At 71.2% G+C, this 15,328-nt stretch carries 14 protein-coding genes; 10 read left to right on the plus strand and 4 right to left on the minus strand.

Going from position 1 to position 15,328, the window contains the following annotated elements:
* Window positions 1-14: 14 nt before the first annotated feature.
* Both AB0B72_RS16605 and AB0B72_RS16610 read right to left on the minus strand, forming a co-directional pair.
* Window positions 15-779 (minus strand): response regulator, encoded by a 765-nt coding sequence (locus tag AB0B72_RS16605; protein ID WP_367739632.1) that lies wholly within the window; start codon window positions 777-779, stop codon window positions 15-17.
* Window positions 769-2,100, minus strand: a complete 1,332-nt coding sequence (locus AB0B72_RS16610; protein ID WP_367739633.1) for a molecular chaperone DnaJ — start codon at window positions 2,098-2,100, stop codon at window positions 769-771. Before AB0B72_RS16610 ends, AB0B72_RS16605 begins: the two co-directional genes overlap by 11 nt.
* A gap of 368 nt (window positions 2,101-2,468) precedes the next feature.
* Here AB0B72_RS16610 and AB0B72_RS16615 point away from each other — a divergent pair, with 368 nt between their 5' ends.
* The 10 genes from AB0B72_RS16615 (at window position 2,469) to AB0B72_RS16660 (ending at window position 12,002) form a co-directional block, all read left to right on the plus strand.
* On the plus strand, window positions 2,469-3,044 hold the full coding sequence (locus tag AB0B72_RS16615; protein WP_367739634.1) for a TerD family protein: 576 nt from the start codon (window positions 2,469-2,471) through the stop codon (window positions 3,042-3,044).
* 64 nt (window positions 3,045-3,108) lie between these two features.
* Window positions 3,109-3,684 carry a TerD family protein gene (locus AB0B72_RS16620; RefSeq protein WP_367739635.1) on the plus strand — a complete coding sequence of 192 codons (576 nt, stop codon included), beginning with the start codon at window positions 3,109-3,111 and terminating at the stop codon, window positions 3,682-3,684.
* Window positions 3,685-3,754: 70 nt separating this feature from the next.
* Entirely contained in the window at window positions 3,755-4,819 is a 1,065-nt protein-coding gene (locus tag AB0B72_RS16625; RefSeq protein WP_367739636.1) for a DUF475 domain-containing protein, read from the plus strand.
* Between the two features lie 25 nt (window positions 4,820-4,844).
* Window positions 4,845-5,423 (plus strand): TerD family protein, encoded by a 579-nt coding sequence (locus tag AB0B72_RS16630; protein WP_367739637.1) that lies wholly within the window; start codon window positions 4,845-4,847, stop codon window positions 5,421-5,423.
* 163 nt (window positions 5,424-5,586) lie between these two features.
* Window positions 5,587-6,732, plus strand: coding sequence for an HpcH/HpaI aldolase/citrate lyase family protein (locus AB0B72_RS16635; RefSeq protein ID WP_367739638.1), 1,146 nt, complete (start codon window positions 5,587-5,589; stop codon window positions 6,730-6,732).
* Complete coding sequence (locus AB0B72_RS16640) at window positions 6,729-8,192, plus strand: phosphoribosyltransferase family protein (protein ID WP_367739639.1); 1,464 nt, start codon at window positions 6,729-6,731, stop codon at window positions 8,190-8,192. Before AB0B72_RS16635 ends, AB0B72_RS16640 begins: the two co-directional genes overlap by 4 nt.
* Window positions 8,189-9,346 carry a cysteine protease StiP family protein gene (locus AB0B72_RS16645; RefSeq protein ID WP_367739640.1) on the plus strand — a complete coding sequence of 386 codons (1,158 nt, stop codon included), beginning with the start codon at window positions 8,189-8,191 and terminating at the stop codon, window positions 9,344-9,346. The genes AB0B72_RS16640 and AB0B72_RS16645 overlap by 4 nt, the downstream gene beginning before the upstream one ends.
* Entirely contained in the window at window positions 9,346-10,200 is an 855-nt protein-coding gene (locus AB0B72_RS16650; RefSeq protein ID WP_367739641.1) for an HAD family hydrolase, read from the plus strand. The genes AB0B72_RS16645 and AB0B72_RS16650 overlap by 1 nt, the downstream gene beginning before the upstream one ends.
* On the plus strand, window positions 10,201-10,830 hold the full coding sequence (locus AB0B72_RS16655) for a hypothetical protein (RefSeq protein WP_367739642.1): 630 nt from the start codon (window positions 10,201-10,203) through the stop codon (window positions 10,828-10,830).
* A 62-nt stretch (window positions 10,831-10,892) separates the two neighbouring features.
* Window positions 10,893-12,002, plus strand: a complete 1,110-nt coding sequence (locus tag AB0B72_RS16660) for a YihY/virulence factor BrkB family protein (RefSeq protein ID WP_367739643.1) — start codon at window positions 10,893-10,895, stop codon at window positions 12,000-12,002.
* A 36-nt stretch (window positions 12,003-12,038) separates the two neighbouring features.
* Here AB0B72_RS16660 and AB0B72_RS16665 read toward each other — a convergent pair whose 3' ends face one another.
* A complete protein-coding gene (locus AB0B72_RS16665) occupies window positions 12,039-14,294 on the minus strand; it encodes an NACHT domain-containing protein (RefSeq protein WP_367739644.1) in 2,256 nt (751 codons plus the stop codon).
* Window positions 14,295-14,389: 95 nt separating this feature from the next.
* Window positions 14,390-15,304 (minus strand): DMT family transporter, encoded by a 915-nt coding sequence (locus AB0B72_RS16670; RefSeq protein ID WP_367739645.1) that lies wholly within the window; start codon window positions 15,302-15,304, stop codon window positions 14,390-14,392.
* Window positions 15,305-15,328 lie beyond the last annotated feature (24 nt).

Raw genomic sequence — 15,328 nt, forward strand, 5'->3', positions numbered from 1 at the left:
CGGGCCCCACGCCGTCAGCGGTCGCGGCGCGGACCACCGCCCCCCACCTCGACCAGCCCGGACTCGTACGCCACCATGACGAGCTGGGCGCGATCCCGGACGTCCAGCTTGCCGAGGAGGTGACCGACGTGGGTTTTGACCGTCGGCAGGCTGATGTGCAGCCGGGCGGCGATCTCCCCGTTGGACAGGCCGCGGGCGATCAGCGCGAGCACCTCGCGTTCACGTCCGGTGACCTTCTCCAGGCCGGCTCCCGGCGGTTTGAGCGGATCCGGCACGCCGGCGAAGGCTTCGATGAGCCGCCGGGTCACCGTCGGGGCGAGCAGCGCCTCTCCGGCGGCGACCACGCGGACGGCGGCCAGCAGGTCAGGTGGAGGGGTGTCCTTCAGCAGGAAGCCGCTCACTCCGGCGCGGAGCGCGGCGTACACGTACTCGTCCAGGTCGAACATCGTGAGGACGATCACGCGCGTGCCGGCCAGCGAGGGGTCGCCGCAGATGCGGCGTGCCGCCTCGACGCCGTCCATCACCGGCATCCGCACATCCATGAGAACGACATCGGGCGCCAGTGCGCCGGCGAGGTCGACCGCCTGCGCTCCGTCGCCCGCCTCACCCACCACCGTCATGTCCGGAGCGGAGTCGACGAGCAGGCGGAAGCTGCCGCGTAGCAGAGCCTGGTCGTCGGCGATCAGGACGCGGATCTCCCCGGTCGTCCGGCCGGCTTCCTCAGATCGTCTCTCCGGCTCCGGGGATGGGGATCGGCCGGGTGAGGTCTCATCGCCCATGCGCCCAGTCGTCCCGGATGCGCTTCACCGCGTCCTCGGCAGCGACCCGGATGGCGCCCAGCTCGCGTAAGTAGGCGTAGTAGTCCGGGTGGGGCCCTTTGAGGATGGAAGGGGCCGCCTCCACCCGCGCGACGAGGCCGTCCAGCAGCCGGACGTGTTCGGGACGCGGCCCGCGGGGTGACGCCATGGCCAGTTTCTGCGCCTCGCGTACGGCGAAGCGAGTCTTGTCGGCGGCGGCTTTGGGGTCGGCCGCGACAGCGTCCAGGTCGGCGAGCCTGGCGGTGACACCCGTCGCACGGCGGTCGGCGTCAGCGAGCTCCGCCCGGGCCGCGGCGATGCTCTGCTGCGCGTGTTTCCACTGCTGCCGATCCGCGGCCCGCGATGCCTCGGTGAGCCGCTCACGAGCCCGCTCCAGCGCCGCGCTGACAGCGGGCTGGGCGCCTTCCAGGTCCGCCCAGGACCGATGCGAGTAGCGGCGCCGCAACTGGTGGAACGCGTCGGTTACGGAGTCGGCCCGTCCTTCGATCACCTGGATCCGCGTGCGCAGGCCGGTGAGGGACCGCCGCACTCCCTCGGCGGCTCTGGGAAGCTCCTCCGCGTCTCGGCGCGCCTGCTCGGCGAGTCTCCGCACCTCGGCGGCCTTGGCGAGGGCCCCGGCGAGGCCCAGCCCGGGAGCGCCCTCGGCCCGGAGCGTGGCGAGGGCCGCCCGCGCCTCCTGGAGAGGCATCTCGTCGGCCTGGAAGCCGGCCCGCCGCGCGACGTCGACGGCGTTCTGGGCCTCGGCCACGGCGGCCTCGGCGTCGTCGATCCTGGGCGGCAGCTCGGCGAGCGCGGCCTCCACTCTGGCCGAGTGGTGGGCTAACCGGGCGGAGAAGCGGGTCAGCTCTCCCGCCATCGCCGTCAGGTCCGCGGCGATGCCCGAATAGGCGTGCTGCGCCGCGGCGTAGGCGGCCGCCGCGCCGCCCGCGTCCCGCACGCGGTCCACGTCGTGCGCGTCCGTGATGGCGATGTAGGTCGAGGAGAGCGTGTCGGCCCTGGCGGAGAGCGTGGAGAACTCGTCTCGCAGGCGTTCGACCTCGCCGGAGGGGTCGAGCTTGAGCAGGGCCTCGATTCGCGTCCTCAAGTAGCGCTGGGCGGTGTCCATCGAGTAGAAGGCCTCGGCAGCCCCGTCCTTCGCCGCCCGGGCCCGTGTCGCTGCCTGCTCGGCCCTGCCGTTGCCGCGGCGCCGTCCGTCACCGCCGAAGCCCATCGAGGCCAGCGTCGTGGCCGCCATGAGCCAGGCCGGCATGGACAAGACCACGATCAGCGAGGCCGCCGTCACGCCCGGACGACGGCCGGCGATCGGTTCGGGTGTGCCCGAGCATGGGGAGGGCCGTACCGGATCTGCCACAGACGCCTGCCCTCCATCTGTCGGCGAGTGCGCGACTCGACCACCTGACCGCGCCCAGATTAGCCCTTCTGCGCGCCTGATCCCCGGGAAGAGATCATCCGCCGTTCCGCCTCGACGCGGAGCCCTCGGGCCGCGCGTGGAGGAACGGGTCTCACGGAGCATCCGGTGAGATTACTAACCTTTGGTAACGGTCCACGCGATAGCGCGCTGCACCCGGCTTGATCGCCTTGACTGGTTGACGACGGTTCGGCGTTCCCGGAAGAGGGCGCGCCTGCAGCTTCGCGACCACAGGAGCAATCGTGGGGGTCAGCCTCAGCAAGGGCGGCAACGTCTCACTCACCAAGCAGGCCCCTGGCCTGACCGCTGTCGTGGTGGGCCTCGGGTGGGACGTCCGTACGACGACAGGGACCGAGTTCGACCTCGACGCCTCCGCCATCGTGGCCGACGCCTCCAACAGGGTGCTCTCCGACGGCCACTTCGTGTTCTTCAACAACCCGAAGACACCGGACGGCTCGGTCGAGCACAGCGGCGACAACCTCACCGGGCAGGGCGAGGGCGACGACGAGCAGGTCAGGGTCAGCCTCACCGCGATGCCCGCCGAGGCAAGCAAGATCGTCTTCGCGGTCTCGATCTACGAGGCGGAGGCCCGGGCGCAGAGCTTCGGCCAGGTGCGCAACGCGTTCATCCGGGTGGTGAACCAGGGTGACGGCGTGGAGCTGGCGCGCTACGACCTGTCCGAGGACGCCTCCACCGAGACCGCGATGGTCTTCGGCGAGCTGTACCGCAACGGCGAGGAGTGGAAGTTCCGCGCGGTCGGCCAGGGCTACGCGTCGGGGCTGCGCGGCATCGCCCAGGACTACAGCGTCAACGTCTGACGATCACCACTACGACGACGCGGCGTCCAGAATCGGGGACGTCACCAACGAGGGAGCAACATCTATGAGCGTCAGCCTTTCCAAGGGCGGCAACGTCTCGCTGAGCAAGGCCGCCCCGAACCTCACGCAGGTCCTCGTCGGCCTCGGCTGGGACGCGCGCTCCACCACCGGCGCCGAATTCGACCTGGATGCCTCGGCGTTGATGCTCGACGGCAACGGGAAGATCCTCTCCGATGCCCATTTCGTCTTCTTCAACAATCTGAAGAGCCCGGACGGCTCGGTCGAGCACACCGGCGACAACCTCACCGGACAGGGCGACGGCGACGACGAGGCCATCGCGGTGAATCTCGCGACCGTTCCGGCCGAGGTGGTCAAAATCGTGTTCCCCGTGTCGATCTACGAGGCGGAGACGCGCAACCAGAGTTTCGGCCAGGTGCGCAACGCCTTCATCCGCATCGTCAACTCCGCCGACGGGGTCGAGCTGGCGCGCTACGACCTGACCGAGGACGCCTCCACCGAGACGGCGATGCTGTTCGGCGAGCTGTACCGCCACGGCGCCGAGTGGAAGTTCCGGGCGGTCGGCCAGGGTTACGCCTCCGGCCTGCGCGGGATCGCGCTCGACTTCGGAGTCAGCGTCTGAGGAGTCACACCCGGGAAGTCGGCTCTGAGGAGTCATCCGGCCGGGGGCAAGGAGACGGGATGGTCACCAGGTGATCCTTCGCACGTTCGGCTGGTCGTTCGGCCTGACCGCCCTCGGCCTGCTGCTGGCGCTGGTGCTCGGGGGGCCGTCCGCGTTGTTCCTCGTGGCGATTCTGTCCATCCTGGAAATCTCGCTCTCCTTCGACAACGCGGTGGTCAACGCCAAGGTGCTGGAGCGGATGAGCCCGTTCTGGCGGCGGATGTTCCTGACCGTGGGCATCGCCGTCGCGGTGTTCGGCATGCGGATCGTCTTCCCGCTGCTCATCGTCGGCGTCACGGCACGTCTCAACCCGGCCGAGGCCTTCGACCTGGCGCTCAACGACGGAGCCGCGTACGGGCGCGAGCTCCACGAGGCGCACCCGTTCATCGCGGCCTTCGGCGGCATGTTCCTGTTCATGCTGTTCCTGGATTTCATCTTCGAAGAGCGCGAGCACACCTGGCTGTCGTGGCTGGAGCGGCCACTCGCCAGGATGGGCAGGCTCGACCATCTGTCTGTGATCGTCGCCGCGGCCGCCATGGTCGTCGTCGCCCAGACGCTGGCGGACGACGTCGCCGGCGTGATGGTCGCGGGGGTGCTGGGCATCGTGACGTACCTGCTCGTCAACGGCCTCAGCGACCTGTTCGGATCACAGGACGGCAGGAGCCGGTCGAGCGACGTGATCACCGCCACCGGCAGGGCGGGGTTCTTCCTGTTCCTCTACATCGAGATCCTCGACGCGTCGTTCTCCTTCGACGGCGTCATCGGCTCGTTCGCGATCAGCCACCACATCTTCATCATCGCCGCCGGGCTCGGCATCGGCGCCGTGTACATCCGCTCGCTCACCGTCTACCTCGTGAAGACGGGCGCCCTGTCGGAGTTCGTCTACCTGGAGCACGGCGCTCACTGGGCCATCGGCGCCCTCGCGGCGATCCTGCTCATCAGCATCGGGCAACCGATCCCCGAGATCGTCACCGGCCTGATCGGCGTCGGGTTCCTCGGCGCGGCCGTGACGTCCTCGATCCTTCGCAAGCGGCGCCGGCTGGACGACGCCTCCCCGAGCATGCGCGACCAGCGGCTGCAGACCAGCGGCGTGTGATCACTTCGAAGTTAGGACAAACCACATGTCGGTTTCGTTGTCCAAGGGACAGAAGGTGTCGCTGGCCAAGCCCGGCGGCGGAACGCTGACCCGCGTCCGCATGGGTCTGGGCTGGGACGCGGTGAAGAAGAAGGGCCTGTTCGGAGGAGTCCGCAGCCAGTCCATCGATCTCGATGCCTCATGCCTGCTGTTCGACGGGGCCGGCCAGTTGATCGACGTCGTATGGTTCCAGCAGTTACGCAGCAAGGACGGCTCGATCCAGCACACCGGCGACAACCGGACCGGCACGGGCGACGGCGACGACGAGTCGATCATGGTGGACCTGCCGCGGCTGCACGCGAGCATCACCCAGCTGGTGTTCACGGTCAACTCCTTCACCGGGCAGGACTTCTCGCAGATCGAGAACGCGTACTGCCTGCTCGTCGACGAGACCACGGGGACCGAGGTGGCCCGTTTCGACCTGAGCGCGGGCGGCCCGAACAGCGCGCAGATCATGGCCAAAGTGTCCAGGGAAGGTCAGGGATGGTCGATGACCGCCATCGGCGCCCCCGCCTCCGGACGCACCTTCAAGGACCTGCTCCCCGCGCTGAGCGCCCACCTGTGACAGGTGGCCGTTCCGGCATCGCGGCCCTCGTCCGGCAAGGGCCGCGAGTGCCGGAAGCGCCGGGAGTGCCGGGAAGGCCGGGAGGGCCGGGAGTGCCGGACAGGGGATCCGGGCGCCACACGACGGGGTCCGCGCCACGACGACGGGGAAGCACGGTCTGAGGATGCGCCACTTCGACCACCTCTCGGCTCTCGACAAAGACCGCCTGTTCCACCGTCTCCCCGAGCCGTTCGCCCGCGACGACGCCCCCGGCACACTCGCGGTCGCGCTCGGCGCGACGCTGTACCTCCCGGCCACGCGTCCCACCCTCGCCGCCGACATCGTCAAATGCGGGGCGCGGGGTGTCACGAGCATGGTCGTCTGCCTGGAGGACTCCATCGCCGACCACGAGGTCGGCGACGGGGAGGACAACCTCGTCCGGCAGTTGCGCTCACTGCCGGACGAGGTCCCGATGCTGTTCATCCGGGTGCGCAATCCTGACCAGATCCCCCAGCTCGTCAGCCGGCTGGGCGGCGCGGCGGAGCGCGTCTCGGGGTTCGTCCTGCCCAAGTTCACCGCCGGGCACGGCGAGGCGTTCCTCGATGCCCTCGCCGACACGGCCGGCACGGCGGGTCTGCGGCTGTTCGCCATGCCGGTGATCGAAAGCCGTGAGGCCATCTACCGGGAGATCCGGGTCAGCACGCTCCTGGACGTCGCACGGCTTCTCGACAAGCACCGCGATCGAGTGCTCGCCGTACGACTGGGCGCCACCGACCTCAGCTCCCACTACGGGCTGCGCCGCCCGCGTGAGCTGACGATCTACGACGTGCTTCCCGTCGCCGAGGTCATCTCCGACGTCGTCAACATCATCGGCCGGATGGACGGGAGCGGATTCACCGTCACCGGCCCCGTATGGGAGTACTTCCTCGGCGGAGCCCGGATGTTCAAGCCGCAGTTGCGCGAGACGCCCTTCGTGGAGCACGACGCCCCGGGTCTGCGCCAGCGGCTCATCACCGCGGATCTCGACGGGCTGATCCGCGAGGTCCACCTGGACAAGGCGAACGGGCTGACCGGCAAGACCGTCATCCACCCCAGCCACGTGGCCGCCGTCCACGCGCTGTCCGTGGTCACGAACGAGGAGTACTGCGACGCGGCCGACGTCCTCGGCCGGGCGGGCGGAGTCAGGGCGAGCAGCTACAGGAACAAGATGAACGAGGTCAAACCACACACGGCCTGGGCCGAGCGCATCATGAGCCGGGCCCGCGTGTTCGGGGTGGCCGCCGAGGGCGTCACGTTCGTCGACTTCCTCAGCGCGGAGGGCGTCCGATGACCGTCACGGCGCCATGGCCCGGGCAGTGGGTGGCCGACCGCCTGGGCGTCACGCTGTCCGGCATGGACCGCCCCCTGGGAGCGGACGTGGCCCACCTCGCCGGCCTCGCCGTACGGCGTAATCCGCGCCGCGCCCATCTGCTGGTCTCGACCGTGCTGGGCAAGCACATCCCGGCGGATCCGCGGCTGGTGTACTCCGCCGGCAGGCTTCTCGGGATGCTGGCGCACGCCGCGCTGACCGGCGGGCAGGCGTCCGCCGGCGCCTCCGGACCGGCCTCCGGCAGCGCGTCCGGCAGCGCGTCCGGACCGGCCTCTGTCAGTGCGTCTGTGCGGGCGTTGGCCGAGCCGTTCGCCGAGCCGTTCGCGGCTGCCCTTCGCGGCCGGCCGGGCGCCGCCGCCGAGCTGCGCCGCCGTCTCGACGCCGCGCCCCGCACGCCGTACGAGGCGGTGGTGGTCGGCTACGCCGAGACCGCCACCGCGCTCGGGCACTGCGTCGCCGACACGCTGGTACAGGCCCGGTACCTGCATTCCACCCGGCGTACGGACACGGGGATCAGCCCGTACGGCCGGTTCGAGGAGGAGCACAGCCACGCCACCACGCACCTGCTGCTCCCCGGGACGGACGACCTGCTCGGCGACGACCTGCCGATGGTCCTGGTCGACGACGAGCTGTCCACCGGCACGACGGTGATCAACACCATCCGCGCCCTGCACTCCGTACGAGCGCGACGGCACTACGTGGTCGCCTCCCTGATCGACCTCCGCGGCCCCGAGGACGTCGAACGCATGAACGCTCTGGCCCGTGAGACGGGGGCGCGCGTCGACGTGGTCGCCCTCGCCACCGGCCGGATATCCGTCCCCTCCCAGGCGATCGAGGAGGGTGGCCGCCTGGTCGCCGCACTGTCCGAAGGCCACGAGCCGGTGGGCATCCCGGCGGAGGCCGCGCCCGTACGCAGGGTCGCCCTGGAGTGGCCCGCCGGGGTTCCGTCGGGGGGCCGCCACGGTTTCACTCCGGCGCATCGGGCCCGGCTGGAGGCGGCGCTCCCCCGCATGGCCGGCGGGATCGCCGGCGAGCTGCGGGACCTCAAGGCGCGGCGCGTGCTGGTGCTCGGCTCGGAGGAGCTCATGTACGTCCCCCTGCGGCTCGCGCTGGCGCTCGGCGACAGCGGCGCCGAGGTGCGGTATTCGTCGACCACCCGCTCCCCGGTCCTCGCCGTGGACGACCCTGGTTACGCCGTCCGCACCCGCCTGGCCTTCCCCGCGCACGACGTCCCGGCCGGCGGGGCCGGCGAACGCTACGCGTACAACGTCGCGGGCGGCCGGTTCGACGCGGTCGTCGTGGTCGTCGACGACGTCGCCGACACCCCGGACCTGACGAGCGGTCTGCTGTCCCGGCTGTCCCGCGAGGGACTGCCGGTGCTGCTCGTCTCCATCCCCGCGCATCCCCCGGAGGAACGGTGACGGCCCTCTCCACGAGGAGGACTCTTCCCACGCCCCTGTACGGCCCGGCGTTCGGCACGTACTCGCCCGAGGACGTGTCGTGGCTGCTCACCGACCTGTCCCAGGTCGAGCTTGAGGCCCCGGCCGAGGAGCGGGAGAAGGCGATCCAGTCGGGAGAGGCCCACTACGCCGAGTCGCTCCCGATCGAGTACCAGCCCAGCCCGTCGTACCAGCGGCTGTTCCACAGCGCGCTGGACGAGTCCGCGGGACGGCTCGCGTACGACGTCGGCGTGGTCACCGAGATGATCCTCGCCGAGCGCGGCCCCGGCGTCGTGCTGGCCTCCCTGGCCAGGGCGGGCACTCCCGTCGGCGTCCTGTGCCGCCGGTGGGCCGCCTTCGCGCATGGTCTGGATCTGCCGCATTACGCCGTCAGCATCGTGCGCGGCAGGGGGATCGACTCGGTGGCGCTCGACTATCTGGCCGCTCACCACGATCCTGGCCAGGTGATGTTCGTGGACGGCTGGACCGGCAAGGGGGCGATCGCCCGGGAGCTCGCCGCCGCGATCCACCGGTACGGGCTCGCGACCGGACGGCGTTTCTCCGCCCGCCTCGCGGTGCTGGCCGACCCCGGCCGTTGCGTGGAGCTCTTCGGCACCCGCGAGGACCATCTCATCCCGTCGGCCTGCCTCAACTCCACCGTGTCCGGGCTGGTCAGCCGCACCGTGCTGAACGACCGGCTCATCGGCCCCGGGGATTTCCACGGCGCCAAGTTCTACGCCGGGCTCGCCGGCGCAGACGTGTCCGCGCTCTTCGTCGAGCGTGTCTGCGCCCGGTTCGCCGAGGTCGCCCAGCGGGTCGCCGGCGACTGGCCGGCGGTCGCGGCCGCCGACCGGACGCCCGACTGGGCCGGCTGGGCGGCGGTGGAGCGGATCAGCGACGACTACGGGATCGGCGACGTCAACCTCGTCAAACCCGGAGTCGGGGAGACCACCCGGGTGCTGCTGCGCCGGGTGCCGTGGAAGGTGCTCGCGCGCGCCGACGCAGGCGATCGGCTCACCCACGTCCGGCTCCTGGCTCGGCAGCGCGGCGTCGAGGTGGTCGAGGTCGAGCCGGCGGCGCTGCCGTACAGCTGCGTGGGCCTGATCCAACCCGGCTTCTCCCGGGGCGGCGCCTGATGGGCCCCTCCCCCGGTGGCGGACCGGTCGTCGTGTGCGCCGACCTCGACCGCACGCTCATCTACTCCCAGTCCGCTCTCGCGCTGACCGGTCCGGACGCCGACGCCCCGCGGCTGCTGTGCGTGGAGGTGTACCAGGGCAAACCGCTGTCGTTCGTCACCGAGCGCGCGGCGGCCGGGCTTGAGGCGCTGGCCGCCGGCTGCGTCCTGGTCCCCGCCACGACGCGCACCCCCGAGCAGTACGCGCGGGTGCACCTGCCGGGCAAGGCCCCGGAATACGCGATCTGCGCGAACGGCGGGCACCTGCTCGTGGACGGGGTCGACGATCCCGGCTGGGCGGCCACGGTCCGCGAGCGCCTGGCCTCCGGCGCCGATCTGGCCGCCGTCCGCGAGCACCTCGAACGCGTGCTGGACGGCCGTTTCGACGCGCGCCTCCGCATCGCGGCGGACCTGTTCTGCTACGCCGTGCTCGACCGGGCCGCCGTACCCGCCGGGTGGGTGGAGGACCTGACGGGCTGGTGCGCCGAGCGGGGATGGACCGTCTCGATGCAGGGCCGCAAGCTGTACTGCCTTCCCGTGATGTTGACCAAGGCCGCAGCTGCCGCCGAAGTGGCCCGCCGCGCGGGCGCGGGAGCCATGGTGGCCGCGGGGGACTCCATCCTCGACATTCCGATGCTGGAGATCGCCGACCAGGCGATCCGGCCGGCCCACGGCGAGCTGGCCGAGCTCGGCTGGACGTCCCCCACCACCTCTGTCACCGCCGGTCGGGGCGTCGCCGCCGGCGAGGAGATCGTCACCTGGCTCGTGGAACGGGCCGTCCTCGGCCAACCCGTAAACCCGGATAAGGAGTCGTAAATGCCTATCGACTACACCAAGCGCCCGGCCGCCGCCGGTGGCACACCCCCGAAGGTGGTGCTCTCCAAGAGCGCTCCCAGCGTTTCGCTGACCAAGCAGAGCGGTCTGCTGCGCGTCAACCTCAACTGGAACGCCGTGCCCGCCGGCGGGCTGTCCAAGGGCCGCCGCATCGACCTCGACCTGGGCTGCCTGTGGAGGCTGACCGACAGAAGGGGCGTCGTCCAGGCGCTCGGCAACGCCTTCACCGTTCCGGGCCCCGGCGACAAGCCGGTCATCTGGCTCGACGGAGACGACCGGTCCGGCGACAACGCCGCCGGAGAGAACCTCTTCGTCGACCTGTCCCAGGTGCACCTGATCGAGAAGGTGCTGGTCTTCACCTACATCTACGAGGGCACGCCCAACTGGGCGGAGGCCGACGCCGTGGTCACCCTTCACCCCGCCAGCGGACCGCGGATCGAGGTCCGTCTGGACGAGGCCGACCAGACGGCGCGTACGTGCGCGATCGCCATGCTGGAGAACGTCGGCGGCGAGCTCGCGGTCCGGCGGGAAGTCCGCTACATCCAGGGCGCCCAGGAGGCGTTGTCCAACGCGTACGGCTGGGACCTGCGGTGGCAGCGCGCGCGTAAGTGAAGAGCGCCGGCACCTCGCCTGATCGCCGGTGGAACGGATTCTTACGGGTAGAGTGCGCCCTCATGAGGGCCGCCGCAGTGACGAGCCGGTGGGTCGGCGGACTCGTCAGGGGATGGACCGGTGCGCGCCGCCGGTACGGGTGGTTCGACCATCTCGTTCGCGCCGCGATCCACTATGACCGCACCGACTCGGGCCGCCTGTCCGCGGGCATGACGTACTACGCGTTCTACGCCCTGTTCGCCCTGGCCCTGCTGGGCTTCGTGGTCATGGGGCACGTGCTGGACACGCCGGCCGCCCTCGGGCAGGTGGAACGCTTCCTCGGCGACACGTTCCCGCGTCTCGACGTGCAGGCGTTGCGCGACGCCCGGGACACCGCCGGGACGATCACCTGGTTCGGGCTGCCGCTGACCGGCCTGTTCTGGATCGACTCCATGCGTTCCTCCAGCCGGGCCGTGTGGGGGCTGGAGCAGTACCCCGGCAACTTCTTCCTCCGATGGCTGATCGATCTGGGGGTGCTCCTCACGCTGGGGCTGCTGCTGTCGATCTCGCTGACGCTGTCCTTCGGCGCCCAGACCGCGTTGACCTGGCTGGCGGGCAAGACGGTGGGGACCGAGGCGACACCGGCGCAGTGGACGCTGTCGGCGGCCGCCTTCGTGCTCGGCATCTGCGTGAACATCCTGCTGTCGACGGCGTTGCTGACGCTGCCTCCCCGGCTGCACCTGTCGCTACGCCGGGTCATCGGGCCCGCCTTGATCATCACGATCGGACTGGAGCTGCTCAAGACGATCGGGCAGGTCTATCTCAACATCAACTCGGCGAATCCGGCGTACCAGGTCGTCGCCGGCGCGGTGGGCATGCTGCTGTTCCTGAAGCTGGTCAACGTGCTCATCCTGTTCGCCGCCTCGCACGCCGCCACCAGCCGCCACGGCGTGGTCATCGACCTGACCACCCGGCGGGCCGTCGGCCGGCCGCGCACGGAGATCGTCGCCGCGCCGGCCATCCCGGAGGTCAAGTCGCAGCCACAATCACAGTCACAATCACCGGCACCGGCACCGGCACCGGCACCGGAGCCGGAGCCGCCGCGGTCTGAGCGGCAGCCGGAGTCACCGCTGCCGGTCGCGTCGCGGGTCAGACCGCGCCGGTACGACCTCAGGGCCCGGCGGACGCGCTGAACATCCCGGCGGACGCGCCGGCCGGGCAGGTTCCCGTCACCCGGTGACATCCGTCCGGGGAGGCCCAGGACGCCGGGGAGGCCGCGGCCGGTCGCGGTCGCCGTGGAGCTGCGCGAGGCGATCCTGCAGCTTCGCGTGGCGGAACTGGTAGACCGGGCCCGCCTGGCGGAGCAGCCCCACCCGGTGGGCGTCCTCCAGCAGGCTCATCAGCCGGCGCGGCACGCGGCGCCGGAGGCGGAGCATCGACACCGCGACGAAGTAGATCGAGCTGGCCCCGGTGAACCCGAAGGTGAGCGTGAAGACCACCCCGCCCGCGACGCCGAAGGCCACCCCCGCCGCGACGCCGCCGGGCAGCCCGGAGAAGCCGTTCACCAGCGTTCCGGCGAATCCGAAGGCGAGGCCGAGCGCCACCCCGAAGGTGAGGGACCGGCCGTACACGAGCTGGAGGTCGCGCTGGAGCGTGATCAGGGGCGCCTGCGGCCGGGCGCTGGTCAGCGGGGTCGTCACCCATCCGTTCAGCCCGAGGGTGAGGCCCCCGACCGCCCCGACGACCAGGCCGTAGAGGACGAAGTCCCCCGTTTTCGAGCCGATCCCGGCGACGCGCCACAGGGCGAAGGCGGCGAGCATGCCGACGGGCAGGACGATGACGAGCCCGAGCGCGAAATGCTCGGCGACCTTGCGGAGCTGGCCGCGTAACTTCAGGTTCGCGTACGCCGGTTCGAGCGACGAGCCCTTCATCCGCTCCAGGATGAACCCGCCGGTGAGGCCGCCCACCAGCCCGCCGACGGGCCCGCCGGCGAGGCCGAAAAGCAGCGCGTCGCGCAGGCTGCCCTCGTGCGGGCTCCTGAGCGCGACGACGGCGTCGCTGATCAGGCCCACCGTCACGCCGACGGTCAGCCCGACGGTCACCCCGCCGACCAGGATGCTCCAGCGCCGCGACACGGCGCGGTGCAGGTGCCACCAGCGGAAGTCCCGGGTGTCGCCGGCCGACATGTGATGCGCGATGAACGACAGCCAGCGCTTGGCGTCGTCCGGGTTCCATTCACGGCGCGGCCTGAACGGATGGTCGTGATCATGCGGATCGGCGGTGTCCTGCTCGGGGGGAATGGCGGCGAAGGTCGCCTGGACCAGGTTGTCGAGCAGATGCTCGGTCACGGCGTCCGCCGTCGGGAAGCGCGCGGCGTCGCACAGCCTGGCCGGGTCCGCCCGGGTCTCGATGTAGACCTTGCCCAGCAGCCACAGCACGAGAGGCGTGGACAGGGCCCGCGCGATCGGGCCGTCCGGGTCGTCCTTGACGGCGGACAGCACGCCCGCCCAGGCGCCCGCCTGTCCCGGCGCCAGGCGGTTGCGGACATACGCGATCACGTCGGAGCTCTTCACGGGACGCGGCTCGATGACCGCGCCACCGGCGAGCACGTCGCCGCCGGGGAGGCTGACGGCGGTCTGGTACTCCGACGTGCGGCAGGTGAGGATCACCGCCTTGGTGGCCGGCGCCGCGTTGAGGGCGGAGAGCACCAGCGGCCGCACCTGGCGGGGCAGCTCGTCCAGGCCGTCGAGGACCGGCAGCACGCGCCGGTACGCGACGAGGCCGCGTGCGGCGTCGGGCCCGAAGTCGGGGGCCCGCAGAGCGGGGTAGTTCTCCCGCAGCCGCCTGCTCAGCCACCTGTGCACGGGCTCGGCTCCCGGGTCCCAGCCCGACATCGACAGCAGTACGGGGACCGGGTCGCCGGGCTGGGGCTCCTCCAGCAGCTCCCTGAGCAGCAGCACGGCGAGGGTGGTCTTGCCCATGCCGGGCTCCCCCAGGATCACCAGGCGCCGCCGGGCCAGCTTGCGGAAGCGCTCGGCCATCTCCGGCATCCGGTCGGTCCGCCCGTCGAACCGCACCCGTCCGAGTCCGAACCACGAGCGGAGGAATCTCGGCCGGTCGACGCGGTCGTCCTGGTCCATCACGTCGAGGCCGGAGATCCGCCAGCGGACCGGCAGCGGCGTCGGGTCGTCCAGCTCCCGGATGAGGATCTCCTCGCGCCACTGGGCCCGCACCAGCGTGCGCAGTGCCTGCTCCGCCCGATCGACCTGGTCGGGGCTGCTCGTCCTGCCGGGCTGCTGCTGCCGCAACATGGTGACCACCGTCGGGATCACCGTGAAGACGCCGAGGGCGACGCTGGCGAGCTGGGCCCAGTTGACCGCCGTGGCCGATTCGGACAGCTTCGCCAGGGCGTAGCTGATGCCGGCGATGACCGCGACGCCGGCGACCGGGACCGCGACGCGCCGCCACCCGGGCCAGGCTCTCATCCCCACATGGTGACGCGCGGGTGATCACGTGACAAGATTTGGCCGGATACGGACACCTTCGCCGTGAATCGGCTCGTCGGGCATGCCGCCGGGGCTCAGTTCGCGCGCGAGGACCGCGCCCTGAGTGCCGGCCGCGCACGCGGGGACGTCCCCGTACGGCGCTCGGTGACCAGGAAGACCGCACCCAGGACCAGCAGCAGGCCCGGGGGCATGCTCCAGCTCAACGGCTCCCCGAGAAACACGGTCCCCCACAGCAGGCCGAACAGCGGGACGAGGAAGGTGACCGTCAACGCCCCGGCCGGGCCGACCCTCTTGACGAGCTGGAAGAACACCACGAATCCGAGCGCGGTGCAGGCCAGCGCCAGGACGAGCACGGCGACGACGATGCCGCCGGTGACGGCATGTCGCGGAGGCAGTGCCAGCGTGGGGAGCAGGAGGCAGGCGGCGGCGCCCAGCTGCTGTCCCGTCGCGGTGACCACAGGGTGGGTGTCGCGGAAGCGGACCTTGGCGTAGACGCCGCCCAGCGCGTAGAAGAGGGAGGCCAGCAGGCTCGCGAGCACGGCCAGGACCAGCATGCCGTCCAGGCGCAGCGGCCCCAGCCCGACCAGGACCGTCACCCCGGCGACGCCCAGCGCGACGCCCGCCAGCTGCATGCGGGAGGGACGGGTGCCCTGCCGGATCGAGGAGACGAGCAGCGCGAACAGGGGCGTCGTCGCGTTGAGAACGGCCGCCAGCGAAGCGGTGATCTTCATTTCGGCGGCGGCGATGAGGGTGAAGGGCACGGCCGCCATCAACGCGCCGAGAGCCAGGAATCCCCGGACGTCGCGGCGGAGGTCCGGGACCCTTCGCATGAGGACCGCGACCAGGAGCAGGCCCAGCCCGGCCACCAGCACGCGGGCCTCGATCATCGGTATCGGCCCGAGCACGGGAACCGCCTGACGCATGAACAGGAACGAGGCGCCCCACAGGGCCGCCACCCCCAGCAGCATCACCACGTCGATGATGGCCATCCGTCTCCCGCCTTCCCGCCGCCG

It is taken from the genome of Microbispora sp. NPDC049125 (assembly GCF_040802045.1).
Taxonomy (GTDB): Bacteria; Actinomycetota; Actinomycetes; order Streptosporangiales; family Streptosporangiaceae; genus Microbispora.

Bases quoted from the DNA above. Each gene is read 5' to 3' on its own strand.
- AB0B72_RS16605 (WP_367739632.1), bottom strand. From the start codon at position 779: ATGGGCGATGAGACCTCACCCGGCCGATCCCCATCCCCGGAGCCGGAG.
- AB0B72_RS16620 (WP_367739635.1), top strand. From the start codon at position 3,109: ATGAGCGTCAGCCTTTCCAAGGGCGGCAACGTCTCGCTGAGCAAGGCC.
- AB0B72_RS16630 (WP_367739637.1), top strand. From the start codon at position 4,845: ATGTCGGTTTCGTTGTCCAAGGGACAGAAGGTGTCGCTGGCCAAGCCC.
- AB0B72_RS16635 (WP_367739638.1), top strand. From the start codon at position 5,587: ATGCGCCACTTCGACCACCTCTCGGCTCTCGACAAAGACCGCCTGTTC.
- AB0B72_RS16640 (WP_367739639.1), top strand. From the start codon at position 6,729: ATGACCGTCACGGCGCCATGGCCCGGGCAGTGGGTGGCCGACCGCCTG.
- AB0B72_RS16650 (WP_367739641.1), top strand. From the start codon at position 9,346: ATGGGCCCCTCCCCCGGTGGCGGACCGGTCGTCGTGTGCGCCGACCTC.
- AB0B72_RS16655 (WP_367739642.1), top strand. From the start codon at position 10,201: ATGCCTATCGACTACACCAAGCGCCCGGCCGCCGCCGGTGGCACACCC.
- AB0B72_RS16660 (WP_367739643.1), top strand. From the start codon at position 10,893: ATGAGGGCCGCCGCAGTGACGAGCCGGTGGGTCGGCGGACTCGTCAGG.
- AB0B72_RS16665 (WP_367739644.1), bottom strand. From the start codon at position 14,294: ATGAGAGCCTGGCCCGGGTGGCGGCGCGTCGCGGTCCCGGTCGCCGGC.
- AB0B72_RS16670 (WP_367739645.1), bottom strand. From the start codon at position 15,304: ATGGCCATCATCGACGTGGTGATGCTGCTGGGGGTGGCGGCCCTGTGG.